This is a genomic window from Flavilitoribacter nigricans DSM 23189 = NBRC 102662, assembly GCF_002646595.1.
GTDB classification, from domain to species: Bacteria; Bacteroidota; Bacteroidia; order Chitinophagales; family Saprospiraceae; genus Flavilitoribacter; species Flavilitoribacter nigricans.
Window position 1 is genome coordinate 509,766 of sequence record NZ_PDUD01000001.1, and the last position, 22,722, is coordinate 532,487.

8 protein-coding genes are annotated in these 22,722 nt (G+C 49.0%); 6 read left to right on the forward strand and 2 right to left on the reverse strand.

Annotated elements, in window-relative coordinates; all coding sequences use genetic code 11:
* The first annotated feature begins 82 nt into the window (after positions 1-82).
* The 3 genes from CRP01_RS01810 (at position 83) to CRP01_RS01820 (ending at position 7,745) form a co-directional block, all read left to right on the forward strand.
* Positions 83-3,490, forward strand: a complete 3,408-nt coding sequence (locus CRP01_RS01810; protein WP_099148263.1) for a VCBS repeat-containing protein — start codon at positions 83-85, stop codon at positions 3,488-3,490.
* Positions 3,491-3,594: 104 nt separating this feature from the next.
* On the forward strand, positions 3,595-4,842 hold the full coding sequence (locus CRP01_RS01815; RefSeq protein WP_099148264.1) for a PKD domain-containing protein: 1,248 nt from the start codon (positions 3,595-3,597) through the stop codon (positions 4,840-4,842).
* A gap of 134 nt (positions 4,843-4,976) precedes the next feature.
* Positions 4,977-7,745: a LamG-like jellyroll fold domain-containing protein gene (locus tag CRP01_RS01820; RefSeq protein ID WP_170110178.1), complete on the forward strand. Its 2,769-nt coding sequence runs from the start codon at positions 4,977-4,979 to the stop codon at positions 7,743-7,745.
* A gap of 32 nt (positions 7,746-7,777) precedes the next feature.
* On the opposite strand, the gene CRP01_RS01825 is transcribed toward CRP01_RS01820, so the two are convergent.
* Together CRP01_RS01825 and CRP01_RS41800 are read right to left on the reverse strand one after the other, a co-directional pair.
* The gene (locus CRP01_RS01825) at positions 7,778-8,314 is read right to left on the reverse strand and encodes a DUF3237 domain-containing protein (RefSeq protein ID WP_099148266.1); all 537 of its coding nucleotides are present in this window, start codon (positions 8,312-8,314) and stop codon (positions 7,778-7,780) included.
* A 208-nt stretch (positions 8,315-8,522) separates the two neighbouring features.
* Positions 8,523-13,361, reverse strand: coding sequence for a T9SS type A sorting domain-containing protein (locus tag CRP01_RS41800; RefSeq protein ID WP_143473229.1), 4,839 nt, complete (start codon positions 13,359-13,361; stop codon positions 8,523-8,525).
* Between the two features lie 834 nt (positions 13,362-14,195).
* Between CRP01_RS41800 and CRP01_RS01840 the strand changes: the two genes are divergently transcribed.
* The 3 genes from CRP01_RS01840 (at position 14,196) to CRP01_RS01850 (ending at position 22,331) form a co-directional block, all read left to right on the forward strand.
* On the forward strand, positions 14,196-16,391 hold the full coding sequence (locus CRP01_RS01840; RefSeq protein WP_143473230.1) for a 3-coathanger stack domain-containing protein: 2,196 nt from the start codon (positions 14,196-14,198) through the stop codon (positions 16,389-16,391).
* A gap of 160 nt (positions 16,392-16,551) precedes the next feature.
* Positions 16,552-21,405 carry a RecQ family ATP-dependent DNA helicase gene (locus CRP01_RS01845; protein ID WP_099148269.1) on the forward strand — a complete coding sequence of 1,618 codons (4,854 nt, stop codon included), beginning with the start codon at positions 16,552-16,554 and terminating at the stop codon, positions 21,403-21,405.
* An 83-nt stretch (positions 21,406-21,488) separates the two neighbouring features.
* The gene (locus tag CRP01_RS01850; RefSeq protein WP_099148270.1) at positions 21,489-22,331 is read left to right on the forward strand and encodes an endonuclease/exonuclease/phosphatase family protein; all 843 of its coding nucleotides are present in this window, start codon (positions 21,489-21,491) and stop codon (positions 22,329-22,331) included.
* Positions 22,332-22,722: the final 391 nt, after the last annotated feature.

The following is a 22,722-nucleotide window of genomic DNA, read 5'->3' on the forward strand; positions in this document are numbered from 1 at the left end:
AGTGCAAGTCATTTTTTGGGAAGTGCATGCCCGTTCTGGGCTGCTCTTCCCCAGTTTTAATTTCCTTCATCATAACGGGACCATGAAAAGGGCAAATAAGAACCTTGCAATTCTAATTATTTCGGGTACGGTGATCCTGCTGGGTTGCCAACGCACGGAACGGCCGCTTTTTGAGCAACTGCCGACGGGAACAACCGGTATTTCGTTTACCAATGTGGTGGACGAGACGGAAGAGCTCAACGTCATGCAGTACGAATACTTATACAATGGTGCCGGTGTTGGTGTGGGAGATTTTAACGGCGACGGGCTGGCGGATCTCTATCTGACTGCCAATACGCTGGAAAACAAGCTCTACCTCAACCGGGGCGACTTCAGTTTTCAGGATATTACCAACGAATCGGGCGTAGCCGGAAAGAAAAGCTGGAGCACCGGCACCAGTGTTGCCGATGTGAATGGGGACGGTCTGCTGGATATTTATGTCTGCTATTCCGGCTTGGGCTCCGACCCGGACCGGGCCAACCAGTTGTTCATTAACCAAGGCAATGGACCCGACGGGATACCGGATTTCGTGGACGAAGCAGCAGCTTACGGTCTGGATGCCCCGGGTAGCCTCAGTACCCAGGCCGCCTTTCTGGACTACGATCTGGACGGAGACCTGGACCTGTTCCTGCTGAATCACTCCAAGACTTTCTATTCTCCGTTTTTCAATTCGACTAAACTGCGGAATACCCGCCACCCGTTTTTTGGTAACTCTTTGTACCGGAACGACGGGGGCACTTTTGTAAACGTCAGCGAATCGGCGGGCATCCACGGCAGTGGATTGAACTTCGGACTCGGAATCGCGATCAGCGATTTCAATCAGGACGGCTGGCCGGATATTTACGTATCCAACGATTACGATGAGCAGGACTTTCTCTACCTCAATCGCAAGAACGGGACCTTCACGGATGCGACCAAAAATTCCTTCGACCATATCTCCAAATACTCCATGGGCAATGATGCCGCCGACCTGAATAATGACGGCTACGTCGATCTGGTCACCCTGGATATGCTTCCCGAAGACAATTACCGGCAGAAACTCCTGAAGGGTCCGGATAATTACGACCGCTACCATCTGGCCGTAGACAGTGCCTACCACAAGCAGCAGATGCGCAACATGTTGCAACTGAACCTGGGCCTGGAACCGGGCGGTGTACCAAAATTTAGTGAGATCGGTCAACTGGCCGGCGTATCCAATACCGACTGGAGTTGGGCACCCCTGGTCGCTGATTTCGATGCGGATGGCCGGAAGGACCTGTTTATCACCAACGGTTATCTGCGGGATTACACCAACAAGGATTTCATGAAGTTCGAGATGAACGAGGCCATCTCCCAGGTAAGGGCCAACGGTCAGGAACTGTTTGGAGAGCAGGGAAAGAAAGAATACGCCGCCGTCATTTACGAGCTGGTTAAAAAAATGCCGTCGACCAAGATACCGAATTACATGTATAGGAACCGGGGCGACTATTCCTTCGAAAACGTAGGCGATGCCTGGGGGCTTTCGGCGCCAACGGTATCCACCGGCGCGGCTTATGCCGACCTGGACAATGACGGAGATCTCGATCTGATCGTCAACAATACCAACGAACCGCTGGGCGTCTATCGCAATAATCTGGCCCGTGATCAGCACAACTTTGTGCGGATCAAACTGAAGGGATCGGATAAAAATAGTTTTGCTTTAGGCGCTAAGGTGTGGGTGACTACTGAGGGATCAACCCAGTACCTGGAGAATTATCCCGTCCGTGGTTATCAATCTGCCGTAGATCCGGTGCTCTATTTTGGATTGGGTACCGCCGATCGGGCCTCCGTTAAAATTCTATGGCCGGACGGCAAGCTTACGGAGACGGACAACATAGTGCTCAATACCCTACTGGAATTTGACCAGGCCGGATCACAGACTATGGCCGTCAGGGAAACCATTCCCACGGAAAAATACTTAGAATGCGTTTCCGATCAGCAATTGATCCCCTATACTCACGAAGAAAATGACTTTGTGGATTTCCGGGTCAACCGGCTGGCGCTGAAACAAAGTTCGATGTCCGGACCCAAGTTGTCGGTCGCCGACGTCAATGGCGACGGCCGGGATGATCTCTTTATCGGTGGCGCTCAGGGCGCTTTGAACAAGTTGTACCTGTCGCAGTCCGATGGAAGCTACCTGGATGCCGATTACGACTGCTTTCAAGCCGGCAGCGATTCGGAAACGACGGGCTCCGTTTTCTTTGATGCGGACAATGATGGTGATCAGGACCTTTACGTGGTTAACGGCGGCAGTCAGTATCCGATGGGATCACCCCAATTATCGGATGCGCTGTATCTGAACGACGGTACGGGCCATTTCGAATTAGCTCCGGCGGGCAGTTTACCCGCAGCCGCCTCCAATGGTAGCGTAGTGACTGCCGGTGATTTTGATCAGGACGGAGATGCTGACCTGTTCGTCGGTGGAGGTTCCCTGCCGGTAGCTTATCCCGATTGTGCGGTTGGTGGCATCCTGAGAAACGATAGCGATCCTGCAACCGGGCTCGTAAAATTCAGTTTGGCGACCGATGCAGTAAACTCCTCTCTCCGGGCACCGGGCATCGTTACCGGAGCGCTCTGGCTGGACATCAATAACGATTCCTGGCAGGATCTGGTAATTGTCGGCGAATGGATGCCCATTCGGATCTTCGTTAATAGTCACGGAAAATTGGAGGAAGTTACCGAGACCTATAACCTGGGCAACAGCCATGGATTATGGCAAACGGTACAGGCAGCGGATATGGACCTGGATGGAGATCTGGACCTGATCGTCGGGAATATGGGAAATAACCTGCCCTTTAAAGTTTCGGATCATACGCCTTTAGAAGCCTTTATCGGCGATTTCCGGGGAGATGGTGTAGCCTCTCCGCTGATCAGCAACTATGTGCAGGGGCAACGCTATCCGGTCGCTTCTCTGGACGATCTGCTGGGCACCTTTCCCGGGCTGAAGAAAAAGTTCCTAAAACACCAACAATATGCTTCCGCCACCCTGGATCAGGTGTTTAGCGCGCAACAACTAAGCGAAGCTAAACAATTGAAAGTGTCCGAACTCCAAAGTATCTATCTGGAAAATACCGGAACGGGTTTCCAACGCCATACTCTGCCCGCCGAAGTGCAGTTCTCGGCCATCCAGGGAATTATCGCCGAAGATCTGACCGGCGACCTCAAACCGGACCTACTTCTGGTGGGAAATTATTTCCCGTTGCGGGTAGAATACGGGCCCAATGATGCCGGGAAAGGCCTCCTCTTACAAGGAGATGGACAGGGTCATTTCACGGTAACGGCCCGACAAAGATCGGGCGTCCTGATTGAAGGGGATGTACGGGACGCAGCCCTGTTGCGCCAGGGAGCCAACACCTATGTGGTAGCTTCCAAAAACAGCGACAAGCTGCAAATGCTGCGCCTGCACCGCGAGCAGATCGCCGAAAACCAATGATTCTGACCGGTTAAAGCATACTGGAAAACTGACCTGATTACGATGTCAACTCGAGCATAGTCAACAATGATGTCAAAAACTTATGAACTAAAATTAATTGAAAGATGAAAAACTTCAACAATATCAAATGGGGAATATCACAATTGGTATTCCTGCTGATCACCTTGTTTGTTTCCTGCAGTCCGGAAGCTTTGGTCGATCTGCCGCCCTTCAGCCCAACGGTGGAGATCTCATCCTCGGTTGATGCTGAGAATCCGCTGATGGTTTCCTTTACCAGTAAAACGACCAACGCATTTACCTTAACCTGGGATTTTGGAGATGGTAATTCCTCCAACGAGCCCAATCCCGTCCATACCTACGCCACGGGAGGCGACTACGCCGTAATGTTGACCGTAGTTGGCGAGGAAGGTTCTATTCCGGCTATTGCCGAAAAGACGGTCGTGGTCCGGGAAAAAGTAAGCGCGAAGGTAACGGGTTCCATTATCGGTCATCCGGGATCCTGGGACGGCGTGAACGGTCTGATCACCACCGCCTTCGACGGTGATCTGAACACCTTTGTAGATGCTCCCGGCGAATTTGCTTCCACCGGCTTCGTCGGCTACGATTTCGGTGCAGAGAATGCGCCTATTATTGACCTGGTGAAATTCGCACCACGTCCGGGTTTCGAAGGACGGCTTGTCGGTGGTGAGATCCGGGGTTCGAATGATCCCTCTCTGACCGAATATACCGTGCTCTATACGATCACCGAAGCGCCGGCGGCCGGCGAATTGGCGGAAGCGCCGATTGCGGGTGGCGGAAGTTACCAGTACGTTTATTACTACACCGCCCCGGACGGCTACTGCAATATCGCCGAGCTGGAATTTTACGGAGAATTTGATCTGGGCCTCATCAACATGAGTAACTGGACGGAAGAAGTCGTGACCCCGGGTATCTCGGTGACCATGACGGAATATACCATCAATTTCTCCGGAGGAGCTTCGGACTGGCCCGGTTCCCACATCTATCAGGAAATAAGTGTGGAACCCGGCACCTACCAGCTCACCGGATCCGTTACCGTGCATTCAGTGATCAACGATGTCTGGTCCGAACTGATCTTCAGTGAGCAGCAGCCGCAGGCCGGGCAGGATTACGCGCCGGGCATCCCCTATCAGGTGGTATACAGCACCTGGAATGGCAGTCCTACGGCACCCGGCACCTACAGTTTGGGAGATACCAATCGGGGTGGAGAATTCCCCGTGGACGGCATATATACGTTTGACGCTGCGACCACCTTCTACATCGTCATCAAGAGTGGCGGCGCACAGCCTTACGACCTGACCTGGAATAACCTGGCCTTTAAGAAGGTGCGATAGTCCTTCCGGAATGACCGGAATTTAGTGAGATCCACACCGGCATTTCATTTTTCCTACGGAGTTTGTTTCAATTAAGGCAGCACTGAAGTTCAGGCTACTTGGGTGGGAAAAATGAAATGCCCAACTTTAATACTATGCTTAAGAAAATAATGACATTATTATTCCTTGCTTTCTCCGGAATGATCCTGTCACCGATCAACGCGCAAATTGCCGGCAGCAGTGATAATCTGCAGGTGCAACCTATTCCTGACCGCAGTGTGCTGTTTGATATCAGCGATCCCGGTATTTCCAAAACCGTCAAATTCGGTGCGGACCTGGCCTGGGCCAATGAGCAGAACTTCCGGCGGGTGATCCGTTTTATGGGCCATGATCAACTGGATGTCGTGCGGGCCTCTTTTCAGCCGACCCACCCTCTGATCGGTGGTTTTCTTTCGCAAAAACAACTGGACGATCTCAACTGGCGCTTATACCTCATCGATACGTACGCCGGGCCAAATACCGCCCTGGCGCTCAACTGCGATCACCCGAGGGTGGATGACTGGTTTTTCGGCCATCCCGAGCGCTGGGAACAGCTGATCGAAAGAACGACCAAACGGTACCAGGATGCCGGTCATAAAGTGATCTCGGTAGCTCCCTTTAACGAGCCGGACTTCGGCTGGGGACAGGGGTCTAATCAGGATATGTTCGATATCACCGCTTTACTCAACAGCAATCCGCTGTTCGACAGTATCCGGCTTTCGGGCGGCAACACCCTCAACTGCGATGAAGCACTGGGCTGGTACGGCTACCTGGTACCCGCCGGCTGCAATGAAGGCAATACACACCAACTGGCCGGTAGTTTCTCTAATTTTGCCACCTTCTTTGAAGTCGTCCGGGCTAATGGCCACCACGCTACCGATGACGAATTACACAATGTGGTAGAAGCACTAGTCGGGTACGAATACGGTATGCAAACCGGCATTTGGTGGGGCCCCGCCGAGCTCGCGCGCGGAGCAATGGTCAAGGCCTTCGACGGGCAACGCATCGCCTACGCGGAGCACCGGCCCAACTGGACAGCAGCGGCCGTGTACCGCACGCCGGAAGGAAAGATCCAGGCCTTTGGCGGCACTTCGGAAAGGCAGGCCGTTACCACCAGCTACAACTACATCTCCCGGGATCGGGCCGTTTACTACGACGGTCACGGCCCCCAACGGGAATTTTTCCTGGAAATGCCGGGTGGTACCGGATACGCGCAGGGGCAGACCAATGCGGAGAGGGTAGTGAATATCACCTGGGGAGACGACATCCAGCCGGTCATCAATGGCCGCTACGTGCTGGTCAATCGCAGCAGTGGAAAAGTCATGGAACTTAACGGAGATGTCAATGCCAACGGCACCAATGTACAGCAGGGAAATCATACCGGCACCGACACACAACTCTGGGACGTCACCCCGGTAAGCGCGCGGATCGGCGGCGATTTCAGCTACCACCACATCAAACCCGCCGCCAACGCCAACATGTCCCTGGACCTCTACAACTTTTCCCTGGACAACGGCGCTAACCTCAACCAGTGGACGACCGGAAACGGCGGCAACCAGCAGTGGTACCTGGATTACGCCGAGGACGGCTGGTTCTATATTCGTAGCCGGGAAAGTTCCTACTGCGTGAGTCTGGCCGCCGATGGCACCAACATCGTTCAGTGGGAGAAAACCGGCAATACCGATCAACAGTGGCGCCTGCTTCCGGCCGGAACGCCCATCGAATTCGATGCGCCCGCTGCACCTCTTGACCTGGTAGCAACCTCTAAAGCCGTTTCGGTCCGCCTGGATTGGACGGCCAGTCCGGAGGCTGATGTAGCCGGCTACTATGTTTACCGTGCCACCGCCCCGGAGGGGCCTTATAATACCATTGCCAGAAACGTGACCACCACTGCCTTTGTGGACAATACGACCCTTACAGGCATACCTTACTACTACGCCATCAAAGCAGCGGACCACTCTCTCAACCGTTCGGAATATTCCACGCAGGTGACGGCTACCGTTACCGGAGCCCAAACGCTGGTCGCCCATTACCAGTTTGAAGAAACGCTAATTGACAGCACTCAGAACCTCAATCACAGCGCTGCTTACGGCACCCCTTCCTTTACCTGGGGACGGGTAGGCAACTGCGCCCTCAGCCTAAACGGCACCGACGACTTCCTGCAATTACCGGCGGATATCGCCAGTCACCAGGAGATCACCATCGCCACCTGGGTCAACTGGGACGGAGGAGCCGCCCAACAACGGATCTTTGACTTCGGCAACAGCACCTCCCAAAGTTTATTTCTAACCCCCAGTAACCAGAACGGGCAACTGCAATTCGGGATCACGGATGGCGTCACGGAGCAAACCTTGTCGGCCCCTGCCCTGGCGAGCGGGCAATGGACGCACGTAGCAGTTACCCTGAGTTCAGCCGGCGCCCAACTCTATATCGATGGCCAGGAACTTAATCCATCCGCTATCGCCCCGATCAGTCCGCTGGACCTCCGACCGGTACTGAATTACATCGGTCGCAGCCAAAATCCACAACACCCCTTATTCAACGGCACTATCGATGATTTTCGGATCTACAACTACGCCCTGTCCCTCAGTGAGATCAGCGAATTGGCGAGTCAGGTGGTTGGGGTAGCTAACACAAACCAGCACTTTGGGAAGGTCAAGCTCTTTCCAAATCCGACGAGTGATTTTCTCCATATTTCGTTAGACGATCCTACTCAGGATGCCGAGCTTTTCCTTTCGGATGCGATGGGACGGGTGCTTCTTCAGCAACAGCTATCCGGATCCCGGGGGACACTGGATCTCAAAGGCCTTCCGGCGGGTGTTTATTGGGTGCGGATGATTGACCGGGATGGGGTGAGTGGGGTTTGGCGGGTGGTTAGGGAGTAAGGATATTTGTATCATCCTAAAATTCAATATTCCTACAGCACCTTATAAAAATGCAGAATGACGCTGTTCGCCCGGCGAATGCCCGTAGAAATAACGACCGCCTTATTGAGCCAGTCGTACGGACTGCCGGTTTCCACTTCAAATTTGGCGGAAGTACGCATGTAATATTCGGAGGGTGGAACATCTTCCCCTTTGGCGAGCCGGGCTAACACCTCGGGCGATGCGGTTCGGATGCCCTCATTCTGAATGTAAATGATCACGCCATCATCGGTTTGTAGGCTGTAGTTGGCTACCAGATCGGCCGTACCGTCCTGCCGGACAGTTTGCCAGTCGGCTCCGCCGGGCAACACTACGCCTTTAATGTTGGGGCCGTTAAATGTGCCGCCGTTGATGCCGATGATTCGCCGTTTACCATATTTTGTAATACCCACTTCGCGCGGTGGATCGAGGGTAACGGTAGCTTCGAAGATGAATTCCAATCCGGGCTTGGGCGGCTCGTGCTGGGCAAAAGCCGGTTGCGCACCAACAGTAAATATCAAGACGGCAAGGAGAAGTGTTGAAGGCTTCATGAAGATGTTTTTCGTCGAAATAAGCGAAAGTAAATGATCTCTTTGTGTCAAAAATACACAAAAAAGAACCATTCAATTCCCTGAACACGCAAAACTAATCCAGCTCAGACATCTACCTACAACGAAGCTGAGCAACCTTCGATCGGGCGGCACGAAAAAAAGCCGGACCACCAAAGGCAGCCCGGCTGGATAACCTGCTAATTACTACTTATCTTTTGGCGATGACCACCCTTTCAATTTCCTGCCGCTTACCCTGAACGGTTATGATGGCATAGATCCCGCTGGTGAACCCATCGATCGGCAAGGTCACGCGGTTGCTGCCTTCCCTGGCGGAGAAATCGGTAGCGTAAACGACCTTCCCGCCGGGATCGACCATGCGGACGGTGGTGATGCCCTCCCGGTCGGCCGGATAATCAAGCGTGAGATGTTTGGAAGCCGGATTGGGCCAGACCTTGATTCCTTCGGCCTTCAGCTCCTCCTCTTCCTCGCTTTCCTCTTCTTCGCCTTCTTCTTCCTCGCCTTCCTCTTCTTCACCTTCCTCTTCTTCACCTTCTTCTTCCTCACCTTCCTCTTCCTCGCCTTCCTCTTCCTCACCTTCCTCTTCCTCACCTTCCTCTTCCTCACCTTCTTCTTCTTCACCTTCCTCTTCCTCGCCTTCCTCTTCTTCACCTTCCTCTTCCTCACCTTCCTCTTCCTCGCCTTCCTCTTCTTCGCCTTCCTCTTCTTCGCCTTCTTCTTCCTCACCTTCCTCTTCTTCACCTTCTTCTTCTTCCTCTTCCTCGCCTTCCTCTTCTTCACTTTCTTCTTCCTCGCCTTCTTCTTCCTCTTCCTCTTCTTCAGCAACATCCTCCTGCTCTTCTCCCTCTTCCTGGACCCCGTTGGGATCACATTCGTTAATCACCACGCTAATTTCGCTGCAGCCCTCAAAATATTCATTGATGGAGGCGCTCAGATCCGTGATCATACTGGCCAGTTCCTTGTTGACCGGCAGCGTACCGCCGAGGTAGAGGTTCGCGATTTCCAGCAAATCTCCTATACTCACTACGGAATCCGGCAAAACGTCTTTTCCATCCAGCCCCAGGATAGACAGAGGCTGGCTGCCCAGGTCGTTGCCATGGACTTTTCTGCCATACCAGATATTCAGCTGCAGGGCGATAGTTTGAGCTGCCAGTATGTTGGTCAAACGACCGTTATCAGCGGTAGCTGCTCCTGAGAAAGGCCGGCAGTTATTAGCAGTGGAAGCCGTCACATTACCGGCGGGCAGCATAGCGGGCGGACCTCCACCAGGCAATAACGCCAGCACACATTCCGGATCGGTGATCCTCATGACATTGGCCAGGGTATCCCCGATGATAATGTCTCCGTAGCTGTCCATCAGCGCGGTAATGATCTCCGTGGTAGTAGCTTTGCCGCCCGCTTCCCACGGATACTTACCGCCGGCATTACCCCAACCGCCTTGCGTGAGTGAGCAGAAGGTCAGGGTTGCCTCCTGGGTACCGTTACAGGTACCGCTGTAGGTGACCGCCGCCTCTTCACAATTTCCACATTCGTCGCAGGCTGTGATCCAGTAAGTCAAACTAAAACTGCCGTCGATACATTCCGCAGGGCCATCGGCCTCGATCTCGATGTCGGGCACGCCACCGCAACTATCCGTAATCAGGGTATCAAGTCGTACCCGCAGGTCTTCCGGTGTTGGTATCTGGTCCATACAGGTCAGATCATCGACCTCCAGCTCAGCGACCGGTATGACGGGCGGCGTCATTTCCTGGCGGCGCGTCACTTTGGTAGTGGTTTGGGCTCCCAGGTCACAAACACCGAAGAGCGTAAAAGTATAGAGGCGGTATTCCGAACAATCATCCGCGATCATAACCTCACCGGGTACGCCGAGCACTTTGCCTTCCGCGCCGCAATCATCCCACCAAAGCGCTTCGAGTTGCGGCCATTCCGCTCCACAGTCTTCCAGTTCGATATCCGGCAGCGTTTCGAGCTGCGGAGTACAGAAGGTTTCACAATCGGCGACGGTGAAAGTAGCGGTACACGATTCACTTTGGCCGCAGGTATCCGTAATGATATAGGTCACCATTATGGATTCACCGCAACCCGATGGGGCAATGTATTCCATTTCAAAGTCCCCGGATGCGTCGCCGCAACCGCCGCTAAAGCCAAAGCTATCCAGAAATGCAGCAAAAGCGGTTTCGATGCCTTCGGCCGACAGAGAAGCGGCAACCACCAGGTCAACCGGGCATTCCGGCACCAATTTGTGGCGAACGATATCAGCGCTAATTGCACAAGCCACCTCCGGGCAACCGTCGCAGGTCCGGCTCGCGCCCAAAGTAAAACAGCCTTCACAGGTATCACTGGCCTGGACCGTCACCTGGCCGATGCCGGTTTCCACGATCTCCGCATCCCCTTCGATCGTCCATTGAATATCCTGCATTTCGCAGGCCCCGTCCACCTGCAGTTGGTATACCAATAGCTCACCCGGACAGGCAGCGATCTTGCCCTCGATCAGACAACTATCGGCACAGGACGTACAGGATCCGTCTTCGCAAATATCGGTGGTGAAAGTGGCCGAGCAGCTTTTTGTAGCTCCGCAGGATTCCGTAATCGTATAGTGTACTTCCACCGTGCCGCCGCAAAGGTCCGGCGCGCTGTAGATATCATCAAAAGCGGCTTCGGCATCACAACCTCCACTAAAACTAAAACCGTCCAGGAAGGCAGTGAAGGCCGAATCGACCTTTTCCTGGGTCAGGCAACCTTCCAGCACGACAGCGTCCGGACAGATGAGGGTCGTTTCGGTGAGGCCAATATCGATTGGATACCGGCACACCAAGTCTTCACAGCCTTCGCATTGAACGGTCGCGATCAATCCTACCCGTCCCGTGCAAATACTATCCATTTTCAAAAGGACACTGTTACCGTCTTCGGCTACAATGGTAGCATCATCATAGGTCTCATCAATGGACCAGGTCACCTGCGGGTTGATACAGTCTTCGGGCAGTTCCACTATATAGGAAACGCTGTCTCCAGGACAGACCACCTGATTACCGGAAATCAGACAGCTCTCCGGACAATCCTTACAGCCTTCCGGCAGGCAATCTCCGACCGCAAAAATGGCCGTACAGGTGTCGCGCTGTCCGCAAGTATCACTAATGACATAGTTCACAGTGACGGATTCTCCACAACCCTGGGGGGCAGAATAATTCAGTTCGAATTCACCGCCGGCATCACTGCAGCCACCACTAAACCCAAATCCATCCAGGAACTGGGTGAATGCGGCATCGATCTCTTCGGGAGTGAGACACGGATCGAGCGTCTGATCGCCGGGGCATTCCGGCACCAGGTCCTGAGGGACGATCTCCACCGTTTTCGTACAGACTACATCCGGGCAACCGTCGCATTGGTAGGTGCCCTGCAACACGAAGGTACCCTGGCAACCTTCGCCGGCCTGAACCGTTACCTGGCTGGTTGCAGTTGATACGATAGTACCATTACCTTCTATTTCCCAGAGGATATTCGGAGCATCACAGGTCCCGTCCAGATCCATGGAGTACACCAGGGTTTCACCGGGGCAACTGGTATCCCGGCCCGTGATCAGGCAACTATCCTTGCAGGGATCGCAGGCCCCGGTTTCACAAATCCCAACGGTAAAACTGGCCGAGCAGGTATCTGTAATCCCACACGGCTGGGTCACGGTATAATGAACTTCGACCGTTCCGCCGCACGGATCGGGCGCACTGTAGTTCCCGTTAAATCGCCCCTTGGCGTTACAGCCACCGGTAAACCGGAAGGAATCGAGGAAAGTCTCAAAAGCGGTGTCGATCTCCTCTTTAGTGGTACAACTCTCCACGGTGACATCAGCCGGGCACTCCAGCATCATTTCGGTCATCACAATGTCGATGGGATAGCTACAGACTACCTCTTCGCAACCGTCGCATTGGATGGTAGCGATCAATTCGACCTGTCCTTCACAAACTTCGTCGATCATCAGTACGACCCCTGTAGCGTCACCGCCCATGATCCTGGCATTGCCATAGGCCTCGTTCAGGGACCAGGTCACCTGAGGATTGGCACAGCCATCTTCGATATTAATGGAATAGGCAACCATATCCTCCGGACAAACTACTTTGTCGCCCGAAATACCACAGGAAACGGGGCAGGACATACATTCACCGGTACTGCAGGGTTCTACCGTAAAGGTGACGCTACAGTTTTGTGGTTCGCCACAACCGGTAGCGGCCGTATAATTCACCGTCACGGAACCGCCGCAGGAATCCGGAGCAACGTAGGCTTCATCAAAACTACCGCTTGCATTACACCCGCCCAGGACGCTGAATGCTTCGAGAAAAGTCGCAAAGGCGGTATCAATAGCCGACTGTGATGCACAGCCCTCGAGGATAACGTCATCGGGGCAGGTAAGGACCACTTCGTCGAGTTGCCGGGTAAGGGTTGTTGTACTTGTCGTTTCATTACCGCATTGATCACTCACCGTAAAGACGTAAGTGCGCATTTCGGTGCAGCCCTCCGTGATCACTTCTCCGGCTTGGCCAAATACCACGCCACCACCGGCGCAGTTATCCGTCCAGCCGGTACTGAGTTCCGGCCATTCGGCGGTACAATCTTCCAGCGTATAATCCTGGACCTCCACAATGACCGGTGGTTCTTCATCCACGAACAGGATCAGCTGTTCGCAGGTCGTGGTATTACCGGCAGTGTCGGTGACCGTCCAGATCCTGGTAACCGTACTGTTATCCAAATTGGCGCCGCCGATGAGGTCGGAGTAGGTAATCTCGAAATTGGGGCAAAGCTCGGGATCAAGCGGCCAGCCCAGGCTCGCCGGGCCAAATGGGTCGCCGCAGGACACCATAGCCGTTGCCGGGCAGGTGATCGTATCGCACGGCGGTGCGTCTGCACTTTGTGCCCGGGCGGCAGGAGAAATACTGAATAGCATCAGCAATAGTAATAGGAAAAACGTTCCGTAACATCGACGGAAGTTGGTCTTGTAAAAGGGATGTAATCGCACCATACACAGCTTTGTGTTCACCATTTTGTTTTTTTGTTTGAAGCGTGATTATTTTAGGCATACCGCTCCCCGGCCGTCAGGAATCAACAGCGAGGGTCGATGCAGCGTAAAACGTGCGATAGAAGAAGTATCTAATGTGATTGGGGGTATTGCAGATATTACTCATAGATCAGGTTAGCCCGTTCAAAACCAGGCTTCCATTCATCACCTGATAAAAGAAAGCTAATACGTGCAAAAGGCTATTTTCGCTGGGAAAATGTGGAAAGGATGGCGAAGGTATTTAATGGCAGCATTGAAACTACATGGGGGGAAGATATGGAAGTTTCAATAGCCTAAACTCACCTTATTTTTGTACCGGAAACCAGACACCTCTGGAATACTATTTTTTTAGGGCCGTGGTCCGGTCTATTGCTATTTAGAAGCCATCTCTAGATGTGGGTATTTCACTTATCAACATCATCAAAACGTATTCGGAGGCGTAAATTATTGTATTGGATTTGTTTTTATATGAGAATTGATGTTTTGGTTGGGGCATGAAGTATTGCAACAGTCACTGATCCAAAAGGAAAAAGGGCAATATGAAAATATGATAGAATTCGATTTGGAACATCAGGTTTCGGAAGTCCTTCCTCCGGGCAGTTTTTGGGAAACAGGGAAGGATCGGTTTGGTCGGGATTATCGGGTGATGGTGGATGCTTGGGGGGTGCCGGTGGGGTGGTGATTTAGGCCCATTTAAACGGCACGAGGTCTAATAAAAATATATTAAGAAAAATTTAGATTTTCTACCATGCAATAGCCTTTAAAATTATTTTAGCGTTCAAATATTTTCTGTTGCTTTATTAAGAATTTCTCTCCATTATGAATAACCGCTCTCTTTTGCACTGCTGTGTAGTGCTACTCAGTATGCTTTTCTCAGTTTTATTGCCCGCGACTGAAGCCATGGCAATCGAAAAACCGATAGATTGTCCAGAATTGATTTGTCACGGCACGGTTACTGTTGACTTGAATAGTCTGACCGTTAAAGATACCGCAATAAACCTTTCACTCCTAGATTTAAGTCCGCTCGACGCGGCTGCTTTTACAACTTGCTTCGATACGTTCTACATAACTATTACCACCGCAACAAATGAACAGCTGGCTATAGCTCCGGACTCGGTCTTGCTTACCTGCCGGGATTTTGCCGAAGCGCATATCTTCGAGATTTCAAACTTGAAAGAACCTGATGAGAACTATTGCTGGGGATATCTATCCATCACCAATCATGAATCGGTTACCTGCAGTGAACGCTTTCAGGATTCTGTGGCACTGACCAATTTCTATAGACTTACCAATGGTCCTTACTGGACTAATTCCTGGGACCTTAGTTTACCCATCGATAATTGGTACGGTTTAAAATTGCATGATGACGGATCTGTAGAATGCCTTGATCTAGATGGAAGGGTAAGTTGTTTTGCCGATGTCACCGGAAATGGTAATCAGTTGAAAGGCTTTCTACCAAACATCAATCTACCTCATTTACGGTTGCTTAGTTTGGCTAATAATGACCTGAGTGGGCCAATTCCCAATTTCTCCCGCATGCCGGAATTAGAACAACTGAATTTGAGTAGAAACCAAATTGAAGGGCAAATTCCCGATTTTGCCTTCTTTCCAATATTAACACATCTATATCTTGGCCAAAATCAACTAACTGGGCCAATTCCCAATTTCAGTGCTCTACCGATGCTAAACCGATTCTTTGCGTATATAAATATGCTAGATAGCAACATACCAGATTTCACTAACTTACCTAACTTAACTGATCTAGCTTTGGGAGTGAACAACCTTACCGGGCCAATACCGGATTTCTCAAATTGCCCAAACTTGAGGTTTTTGGCATTACATGATAACCAGCTTATCGGAGGAATACCGGATTTTTCCAATATACCGGCCCTTAATACATTGGATCTGAACAGAAATCCTTTAGGCGGATACATTCCAGATTTTAGCCATTTGCCTAATTTAGTGACACTATACTTGGAAGATGTTGGACTTACCGGAGCTATACCTAATTTTTCCAATACACCAGAAATGGGATTTTTATATCTAAGGGGTAATGAGCTTAGCGAGTTAGTTCCTGATTTTTCCAATCTTCCGACCCTATCATTTATTGATGTTAGGTATAATCAATTCACTTTTGAGGATTTGCTTCCCAACTATTTTGAACTAGAGACCCTGATCTCTGGGAATAATGGTAATTATTGGCTTTATAAACAGGATACCATTCCAGCTGTTTCCCCTGTATATGGAAATATGGATGACGCACTAACTATTGACCTGATCATAGACGACACCGTATCCAGTAACCTTTATCGCTGGTATAAAGATGGTGTATTCCTGCAGGAAATCCAGGGAGATAATGCGCTTACGCTTTCCAATCTGCAATTATCGGATGCCGGTATCTATACCTGCAAGATCACCAACTCTAATATACCAGAGCTTAATCTGACAACACCGGAAATATTAGTAATAGTTGAAGATCCTGTTCCGGCAGAGTGCGATGCTCCTGACCTGCAAATCGGACAGAATGATATTCCTTCGGGTACTTACCGGGCCGCCAATACACTGGAATCGACCGGAAGCATTCTCAACGGATCGGAGGTTGTTTTTACTGCTGGCCAATCTGTGCACTTACTGCCTGGATTTCATGCTCAGGTTGGTGCGCAGTTGTCGGTAAATATCGAAGATTGTGTGCTTTCTAACCAGGCGCTCACTCTTCCAGCCGCTTCAGTCTTCAGGCAAATGGGGTATTCCGAGCCCACCATGTCTCTATTCCCAAATCCAGCCAGCTGGTTTACTAATGTGGTTTATGAACTACCGGGATCGACATCTCCCTTTCGACTTTTTATTACAGATCTAAATGGCTCAGTCTTAAGAGTCATAACTGAGGAGATGGCGATTGGAGAAGGTAGTCAGCAATTAAATATTAATCTATCAACAATACCGACCGGTTACTACATGATTCACCTCGTGACACAAGCGCAAAAAATTCAAGCGCCAATAGCCATAATCCGATAATGTGTTAGATAGAAGTTTGACGATTTACTTACAAAAAGGGACGGTTCCACTTGATCTTAGAAAGTACGGGTTCTAAATTTTAATAATTACCTGAATAATAACTTTTTCTGTAAATTTCCGTAAAGGAATTGAATAAGAAACAGAACCCAGTTTTGGAAAAATGATGCCAGGTATTTCCAACATACTATTCTTCGATCTCGAAGTACATAAAAAATCAAAAAATATACTAGAGATTGGGGCCGTTTTGCGGGGAGATCAATTCCGCAAATCAGCTCCAAATGCTTTTGTCCAATTTAGCGAGTCAGCGGAAATAGTATGTGGGCATAATATAGTTGATCACGATTTACCCATTCTGGAAAAATACCTACCGGGTCACGCCATTCTTTCCAAACCAGTTATTGATACACTATTTTTATCTGCGCTTCTTTATCCTAAAAAGCCTTACCACCGTTTAATAAAGAATTATCAGCTCAATGGAAATGAATTAAATAATCCGTTAGCTGATGCCAAGCTAACCCGGGATCTGGTTTCCGATCTGCTGCAAGCTTACCGGGAACTTCCGCCGGAAAGAAAGGCTATTTATTTTTCGCTGTTAGGTAGGCAGAAAGGATTTAACGGCTTTTTTAAAATTGCAAATCCGAATGGATTGCAACCCTTGCTGGAAGTAAAACAGCTTGCTAAACTCCTCCAAGTACAGTACAGCCAATTAATTTGCGGTAAATCAGATCTGATAACCATAATTGATCAAAACCCCGTAGAGCTAGCATATACCATTGCGCTGATCTCCACCAACGATATTGATTCACTTCCACCACCGTGGCTATTGCATCGCTTCCCGGCAGTGATGCAGGTAATCAATCGCTTACGCTTGTTGTGTAATGCCAATGGTAATTGCCCCTATTGTCAATTTTTACAGCCCAAAGAAAGCCTGAAACGACACTTTGGTTTTCCCGGTTTCCGGCGGTTTGAGGGAGACGGCGACAAGCCTCTACAAGAGCAGGTAGTTGAGGCTACTTTAAATGGTAAATCACTCATAGCAATATTCCCCACCGGTGGTGGTAAATCCTTGACCTTCCAGCTGCCGGCTTTGATGGAAGGTGAAGCCAATCGTTCTTTGACAGTAGTAATTTCACCACTACAGTCTTTGATGAAGGATCAGGTCGATGTACTGGAAAAAAGGCATGGAATTACCGCCGCCGTTACCATTAACGGCATGCTTTCACCCCTTGAGAGAAGTGAATCCATTGAACGAGTACAGCAGGGAGGTGCCAATCTACTATACATTTCACCAGAATCCTTGCGGTCAACTACCATCATAAAATTGCTGAAAGGACGCCAGATTGCCCGATTTGTTATTGATGAGGCGCATTGCCTTTCCTCCTGGGGCCAGGATTTTCGCGTGGATTATTTATACATTGGCCGGTTTATCAAAAAGTTGCAGCAGGAAAAGAATCTGGCCCATCCGATTCCGGTTTCTTGTTTTACGGCCACCGCCAAACCGGCCGTGGTAAAGGATATTCTCGCTTACTTTAAAGTACACCTTGCCCTGGAGCTCGAAGTCTTCCAGACCAGTGCCAAACGTCGCAACCTCAAATATTATGTGATATCCACGAATACGGAACAGGAAAAACAGGAGAGGCTGATCGAGTTGCTACAATCAGAAGAAGGCCCGAAGATCGTTTATGTTTCCAGGGTAAAAACTGCTGAAAAGTTAGCCCAGAACTTGCAGGCAAAAGGATTCCAGGCCAAAGCCTACCACGGAAAACTGGAAAGTGATGCCAAGAAAAAGATCCAGGAAGAATTTATGGATAATGAAAATGACCTGGACGTGATCGTGGCTACTTCGGCTTTTGGCATGGGCGTAGACAAAGACAATGTAAAAATTGTAATTCATTATCAAATTTCTGATTCGCTGGAGAATTATATGCAGGAATCGGGCCGGGCCGGACGAAACCCGGAATTGCGGGCGAAGTGCTTCATTCTATTTGATGAAGAGGACCTCAGCGGCCACTTTCAGTTATTGAATAAGACTAAGCTCAACTACAAAGAGATCAATCAGATCTGGTATGGCATCAAGCGATTCAAAAAGAAATCCTTTTCCAAATCTGCCCTGGAAATAGCTAAAGAAGCCGGTTGGGATGTAGAACTGTACCAATTGGAAACCCGGGTAAAAATGGCTATCTCAGCCCTGGAAGAATCCGGCTATTTAAGCAGAGGCGAAAACACGCCCAGCATTTTTGCTTCTAGTATTGTAGCAAAAAATGTCGATCAGGCTAACCAACTCATCGATACCCATGCCGATCGTTTTGATGGCATCCAGGATACGAAGAATGCCAAGCGGGTATTCAAATCCGTTCTATCGAGAGCCAGAGCCCAGGAGGATACCCGGGTGGATGTAATGGCCGACGCACTGGCTGTTGATAAGGATGAAATTTCCAGATACCTGACCATTTTCCGGCAAATCGGCATTTTGAGTCATGCCAAGGATTTGACAGCCTACTATTTTACGGTAGGAAGCAAACGCCATTCAAGAACTGTTTTTCAAAAAGCGGCTCATCTGGAAGCAAAACTTTTTGATTTACTCTTTCCAAATCCGGAAACTTTAAGTAGAAAGTTCTTTTTACGAGAACTCAACGAAGACCTGATCAACGCGGGTTTGGATGCTGATCAGGAAACATTAAAAGCCATATTGAATTATTGGGCCATCAGTAATGCTATCGGAAAAGAAAGACTGAACCGAAGTACGGAACAATACCTGGTCAGGCTAAAAGAAGCTCCTGAGGTTTTGAGAGCTAAAATTCGGCAACGGGAAAAAATGGGTGGTTTTTGCCTAGCCATATTTGAAAGAGACTATCTTGCTAAAGCCAAGGATGACCCTGATTTCACGGATAAAAAATTGATCGAATTCTCCACACTGGAACTTCAGGAAAATGCCAATCAACTCTCGGGCGAAAGCTGTACCATTCGAGATTATGAATACCTGCTTCTTTATCTCCATCATCTGAACGTCATTGAGTTAAAAAGTGGTCTGCTGGTTTTATATAATCCCATGAAAATCGTGCGGAAAGAGGAGAATAATCGCAAGCAATATACTCAGGAAGACTTTGAGCAACTAGCTAGATTTTACCAATCTAAAACCGAACAGATCCATATTGTAGGTGAATATGCCCAAAAACAGTTGAAGCAGCAAGAGGAAGCCCTGCAGTTCGTGGACGATTATTTTGTACTCAATTATGCCACCTTTCTGGAGAAATATTTTCCCAAACGAATCACCAAGATCCGGCAGCCGCTCACTGAAGCCCAGTTTGCACGGATCATCAAAGATCTTTCGACGGAGCAGTTGGCCGTCATCAACGACGGGAAAAGCGAAAATATCCTGGTAGCTGCCGGACCAGGGAGTGGTAAAACCAGGGTGCTGGTGCACAAAGTTGCATCTTTATTACTAATGGAGGATATCAAAGCAGAACAGTTCCTCATGCTAACTTTCTCCCGGCCCGCGGCATTGGAGTTTAAGACGCGGCTAAAAGATCTCATCGGAAAATTAGCCTATGATGTGGACGTCTTTACCTACCATGGTTTTGCTTTTCAGCTCTTAGGCAGGATAGGGAATCTGGAAAAAGCGGAAAAAATACTTCCACTCGCCACCCAAGCTATTCAAAACCGGGAAATATCCATGGAAAGGATACTGTGCAAAAGTGTGATGGTGGTTGATGAATTTCAGGATGTCAGCGAGAAAGAATATCAGTTTATGGCGGCGATTGCCGAAAAAGCAGGTAGTATTCGCATCATTGTAGTGGGTGATGACGACCAGAATATTTACGAATTCCGGGGAGCCAGCATAAAATACTTACGGGAATTTTCCAAGCGGCCAAAAGCTCAAACCTATTATTTGACCACTAATTACCGGGCCAAGCAAAATCTGCTGCAATTTAGCAACCGTTTTCTTGCTACCCAAATCACCGCTGCGAGAATTAAACAGGATATAGATTTGGTGGCCCACCAGAAGGACAACGGACGAATTGAGGTCATCGAATACCAACATAATCACCTCATACTACCGTTATTAGACCATCTTCAAAAGCAGAAATTGTCCGGAACTTCTTGTGTGCTTACCCATACCAATGAGGAAGCAGTACTAATCGCCACCTTGTTAAAACAGAAGGGCCTGCCGGCTCGCTTGATTGTTGAGCGGGAAGGTTTTGAATTACGGAATTTGGTCGCAATTGATTGGTTTTCTACTGAAATCCTTCAGGGGCTCCAGGACGATTTTGGATTAATTCCGGAGGAAACCTGGAAAGTAAAAAAGGATATTGTGTTATCCAAGATCCAGGATACTCATATTTTGGATATAGTTTCCCGTCTCATCAATAGCTTTGAAGCGACGAATTCGGTAAAATTCAAAAGTCACTGGCTGACCTACTTGCGGGACTGTCGAATTGAAGATCTTTACCATCCGGAAGTGGCGGTGATTTTGGTATCGACCATGCACAAGGCGAAAGGAAAAGAGTTTGATAATGTTTTCCTGCTTTTGAATAATTATTCGCTGGGCAGCGAAGAAAAAAAGCGGGTGTTGTATGTAGCCATTACCCGGGCTAAAGCAAACCTGTTCATACATACCAACTCTGTCCGGTTCCTGACCGATGGGATACCCGCCTTAGCTTTCAGGGAAGATCATCAGCAGTGGCCAGAGCCCGCTACTATTGTTTTACAAGGTGGCATGCGGGATGTCTGGCTGGATTATTTTGAAAATCCTCATATTGCTTATAATATAAAAGAAGTGCACTCCGGTCAGGAGTTGGTGCATAGTCTAAAAACGTTTGGATCCTTCATGACTACCGATAGGCATGAAGTTTTGAGACTGTCCAAAAAGTTTGCCTCCAAACTGCAGGGGTATTTGGATAAAGGTTATCGGTTGGAACGGGCCTGTGCGCAGTATCTTGTTTATTGGTATAAAGATGCTGGTGAAAAGGTGAGAGTAGTGCTGCCGGAAATCAGACTATCAAAGTTGGAATAAACAAAAAACTATTGGGTCAGATATCCCATGATTTGAAATTGGTGCCCCTAATAAACCCTGCCTCCATTTAACGAAGATCAAAAATGATCAATTACAAGCCTTTTCTTGCAAATCTTCTTATCCTGCTCTTCATAGGATTCAATTCCTTATGGTCTCAAAATGATCTTTCCATAATTTCCTGGAATATTGAAAATTTTGGAAAAACGAAAGATGACAATGAAATCCGACAAATTGCGACCATTATAAAAGACTTCGATATTGTAGCGATCCAGGAAGTTGTGGCTATTGATCCGGGGGGAGCACAGGCGGTTGCAAGATTAGCCGATCAATTGAATCGTATGGGAAGCAAATGGGACTATAGCATTAGTGATCCTACCAACTCTCCCAGCCGAAAAACGGAAAGGTATGCCTTTCTTTGGAAAACCTCCCAAGTTACTAGTATAGGAAGACCCTGGCTAGCATCTCAATATGCAAGGGAAATTTTTCGAGAACCGTACTTAGCCAAGTTCAGAACTAAACTGGGTGAAATTGTAGTCTTAAATTTTCATTCAAGGCGCTTTGATGAGAATCCTGATGAAGAAGTGCCTTTTTTAGCGAAACTGATTGCTGAATATAGGAACACGCCTATTGTCGTGGCTGGAGATTTCAACCTGCCTTCAGATCATTTGATTTTTCAAAACTTTACAAGAATAGGACTGTACCCCACTCTAACGAATCAACCAAGCACCTTAAAAAGAAAGTGTCCAAGTACGGGAATAGACATTTATCTCAACCACCCAATTGATCACATTTTCTTCCCGAAACAATATTTTAGGTTGGTTGAAACCGGAATCGTCGATTTTGTGAGAAGCTGTACTCGATTGACAGAAGCGAGGATGATTTCAGATCATGTCCCTGTTTGGGTGCGGATGGGTTTGAGCAATTGATTTTTTATCTAAACATATTTTGATCAGTAAATCATCAAATAAAGTTGGGCAAAATCGGCAACACTAACCAAAAGAAAAAAACTACGACCAGCCAGCCCTGTCTTCCATAAGCTTCTCCACCAAATCATAAAACGAGAAAGGAGCTATGAAAATTAATTCATAACTCCTTGATAATCAGTGTCGGGGTAGCAGGATTCGAACCTGCGGCCCCCTGTTCCCAAAGCTCACCAATAGCGCATTCCGATAGCTTCCCATTTTTCGTTATTGACTATGAATCAATTATTTACAAAAATATTTTTTACATCTTTTATCCATTTTTTGAGAAGGTTCCGTAAATTTGTTTAAACCAGGTTTAAACTTTAAACCGTTGTTTTTCAATAGATATTAGCGC